Below are 3,377 nucleotides of genomic sequence, written 5' to 3' on the forward strand. Positions count from 1 at the left end.
CGCCCGCGAGCTGGCCCCCGCCCTCGGCTCGTACACCGGCGTCAGGCGCCGCCTCCAGCTCAAGGGCGTCGCCGCCGGGGTGCAGGTCATCGACTCGTACGCACACCACCCCACCGAGATCTCCGCCGACCTCGAGGCGATCCGCGGCGGCGCGGGCGACGGCCGGGTGCTGGTCGTCTTCCAGCCGCACCTCTTCAGCCGCACCCGCGAGCTGGGCGTCGAGATGGGCCAGGCGCTCGCCCTCGCCGACGCCAGCGTCGTCCTGGACATCTACCCCGCCCGCGAAGACCCGGTCCCCGGCATCACCAGCGCCCTGATCATCGACGCCGCCGCCCGCCACGGCGCCGACGTCGTCGCCGAGCACGACCGGACCGCGGTCCCCGAGCTCATCGCTGGAATGGCCAAGCCCGGTGACCTTGTTCTCACCATGGGCGCGGGCGATGTCACCGACCTCGGTCCGGAGATCCTCGCCCGGCTGCGGAGCCTCGACAGCGCGGAGAGCTAGGAGAGTAAGTCCATGTCGTACGAGATCGACAAGCCGGAAGAGCAGTGGCGCGAGGAGCTGACCCCGCAGGAGTACCACGTCCTCCGCGAGGCCGGCACCGAGCGCGCCTTCACCGGTGAGTACACCGACACCAAGACGGCCGGCGTCTACTCCTGCCGGGCCTGCGGGGCCGAGCTGTTCCGCTCCGACACCAAGTTCGAGAGCCACTGCGGCTGGCCGTCCTTCTACGACCCGGCCGAGTCCTCCGCCGTCGAACTGATCGAGGACCGCTCGCTCGGCATGGTCCGCACCGAGGTCCGCTGCGCCCGCTGCGGCTCCCACCTCGGCCATGTCTTCGCGGGCGAGGGCTACCCGACCCCGACCGACCAGCGTTACTGCATCAACTCGATCTCGCTGCGGCTGACGCGGGACGAGGACTGATGCCGGTGCGGTGGGCTCATCGGCCCACTGGGCACGTGGACGGCAGACGCGCTGGACGATACCCGGCGATAGAGGGCGTCCTGCCGAGGATGGAGCGCAGTCGGAAGCCGGTGGACGGCGCCGGGACGCCCTGGACGCATCAAAATGCGTACCGGCTGTGCACACGAGCCAATAGTGTCCCGCACGCCGGACACGCGGCCCGCTTCACGGTCCGTCGGGCTCGCATGGCCACCAACTCGCGTGCGGACAGCCCTTCCTGTAGGTAGCCTGCCGCGCCGGTACGTTCCATGAACCACTGGTTCCTGGCGATGGCGGTCATGTGTGGCATGGGGTTCCCGTCCCTGTCGGCTGGGCGCCGTCGCCCCGCGTGCCGTGGTTGGAATCAGGGTCCTGACGGGTGTGGTTGCCGCGCAAGGCGGCTTCCATCAGACGGAAGCATCTCTACGTAAGAGCTGGTCAGCAGCGCACCAGGCGACCAGGTGCGCCTGGACCGTCAGCAAGCGCCACCGGCGGCGGCACCGCGTTACGGGATGGTCCACGGGCTGGTGAGCGTTGCCAGACCCCGCGCTCCGTCGCCGTATGGGCGCTGACGTTGTCGCGTGACCTGGGCGGGCTCGGCCTTCCGCCGAGCCCGCCACGCCGGCTCCATACCGGAGCCGGACTCGTGTCACGCCGTCAGCGCTGCAGTGTCAGCAGACCCGGACGGTAGGGCAGGAGGCCGTAGTCGCCGCCGGAGTTGGGGCTGCGCCCCTGGTAGAGCAACTGCAGATTGCAGGGATCGACGGTCATGGTCTGATCGGGGCTGGTGCGGATCAGTTCGCCATGGCTGATGTCGTTGGTCCAGGTGGCGCCACTGTTGGCCTTGCCGGCGAAAGGATTGCTCTCGGTCGCGGCCTGGGGTGTCCATGAGCCGTTCAGACTGGTGGCCGTGAACGAGCGGAAGTAGCGGCCCTGCGAGCCGATCGCCTCGACGATCATGAGGTAGCGGTTCTGGCCCTGCAGCTTGTAGACCTGCGGGGCTTCGAACAGGTTGTTCGTCGTATCGCTCATGATCACTGTCGAGGTTGTGCCGAAGCTGCCCGGGAAGTTCCCGATCGGCATACTGGCCCGGTAGATCTTGCCGTTGTCACCGGCGAAGAACAGGTACATGTTCGTCCCGTCACCGATGAGCGTCTGATCGATGGGTCCTGTTCCGGAGCCGGAGATGCTTCCGGAGAAGAGCACCTGCTGGGATGACCAGCCATTCGGGTTGGTGGGGTCGCTCGACGTCCGGTAGGAGAAGGCGGTCCCACCCCACTGGTAGGCGAGCACCCAGATGTTCTTCGGCGCGAAGTAGAAGAGCGTGGGCGCGACGGTGGAAGCCGACATGGTGTTCTGACTGGCCGAGGCCATCTCCGACCAATTGGTGAACAGGCCGAAGTTCATCGAACCCCATCTCGTCCCCGTGTCGTGCGTCGTCGCATAGACGAGTTGCCTGCCGTTGTAGGGGACGACGGTGAAGTCCTTGAGCGAGACCCACCCCGGCTTGGGCTGCGCCAGCGCGCCCGTTGATGTCCAGCGGTATGTCGATGGAAGATCGCACGGGCCGGGGTTGCCGCCGCCGACCTTGACGAGCTGCCACTGCTGGTTGGTGCCGCCCCAGTCGTCGTACTGGACGACGTTCGCGTTGTCGGCGGTGGAGGCACCTTGTACTTCGAGGGCCTTGTTGCTGTGGCGCGAAATGAACCTCACGTAGCCATCCGAGCTGTCGGCCAGCCGCCACTGCTGGTTGGTGCCGTTCAGGTCGGCCCACTGGACGATCGAGCCGCCGTTCGCGGTGGACGAGTTGTGGATGTCCAGGACCTTGTCGGAGTGGCGGGACTTGATGCGGTAGTAGCCGCCCCCGGAATCGACGAACTGCCACTGCTGCTGGTTCTGATCGTTCCTCGTCCACTGGGTGATGCGGGCGCCGTCGTTGGTCGCCATGTTGTAGACATCCAGGGCCTTGCCGCTGTTGCGGTTGACCAGCACATACGAGGCGTTGAGGTCTACGGTCGCCGCGCCGGCGGGCTGGGCACCGAGGAAGGTAGCCATGAGCAGCAAGGGCGCAAGGACGGAGAGTAAGCGTCTCAGACGGACCGGGGACGGGTGGCGAAACCACATAAGAGGGCCTCCTTTGGGGGCGGGGGTGAGGTGACCTCGATGAACCGCGGAGCGTACGTGCCGGGGGACAGCAACAACCTGGAAATTTTCGAAGAATTTCCGGATGCTCTGCCGCCACAAGCTAGGAATGTGGGGCCCTCTGGTCAAGGCCTGCCGCCGATCTGTCCACAAACAGCGCCTCCCTTTTGGGCTTGCCAAGCTGTCGCACCGACCGGACACACTCCGGAGTTTGCGATACGGCCCGCCAGTCCAAGGCGTCCGAGTGGAGGAGGGAAGTCGAGCAAGCAGCGTCCGCACAGTCGTCCCGACC

Annotated in this window: 3 protein-coding genes; 2 read left to right on the top strand and 1 reads right to left on the bottom strand. The window is 66.8% G+C overall.

The window, feature by feature from the left end; genetic code table 11:
• On the top strand, window positions 1–505 hold a 505-nt coding region (locus CCN51_RS48725; protein ID WP_281262485.1), incomplete at its 5' end, for a glutamate ligase domain-containing protein.
• Window positions 506–517: 12 nt separating this feature from the next.
• A complete protein-coding gene (gene msrB / locus CCN51_RS48730) occupies window positions 518–925 on the top strand; it encodes a peptide-methionine (R)-S-oxide reductase MsrB (protein ID WP_014175662.1) in 408 nt (135 codons plus the stop codon).
• A 675-nt stretch (window positions 926–1,600) separates the two neighbouring features.
• Here the strand turns inward: msrB and CCN51_RS48735 are convergent.
• The gene (locus CCN51_RS48735) at window positions 1,601–3,067 is read right to left on the bottom strand and encodes a non-reducing end alpha-L-arabinofuranosidase family hydrolase (protein WP_014175661.1); all 1,467 of its coding nucleotides are present in this window, start codon (window positions 3,065–3,067) and stop codon (window positions 1,601–1,603) included.
• Window positions 3,068–3,377: the final 310 nt, after the last annotated feature.

This window comes from Streptomyces milbemycinicus (assembly GCF_002154605.1).
In the GTDB taxonomy this organism is placed as follows: domain Bacteria; phylum Actinomycetota; class Actinomycetes; order Streptomycetales; family Streptomycetaceae; genus Streptomyces; species Streptomyces milbemycinicus.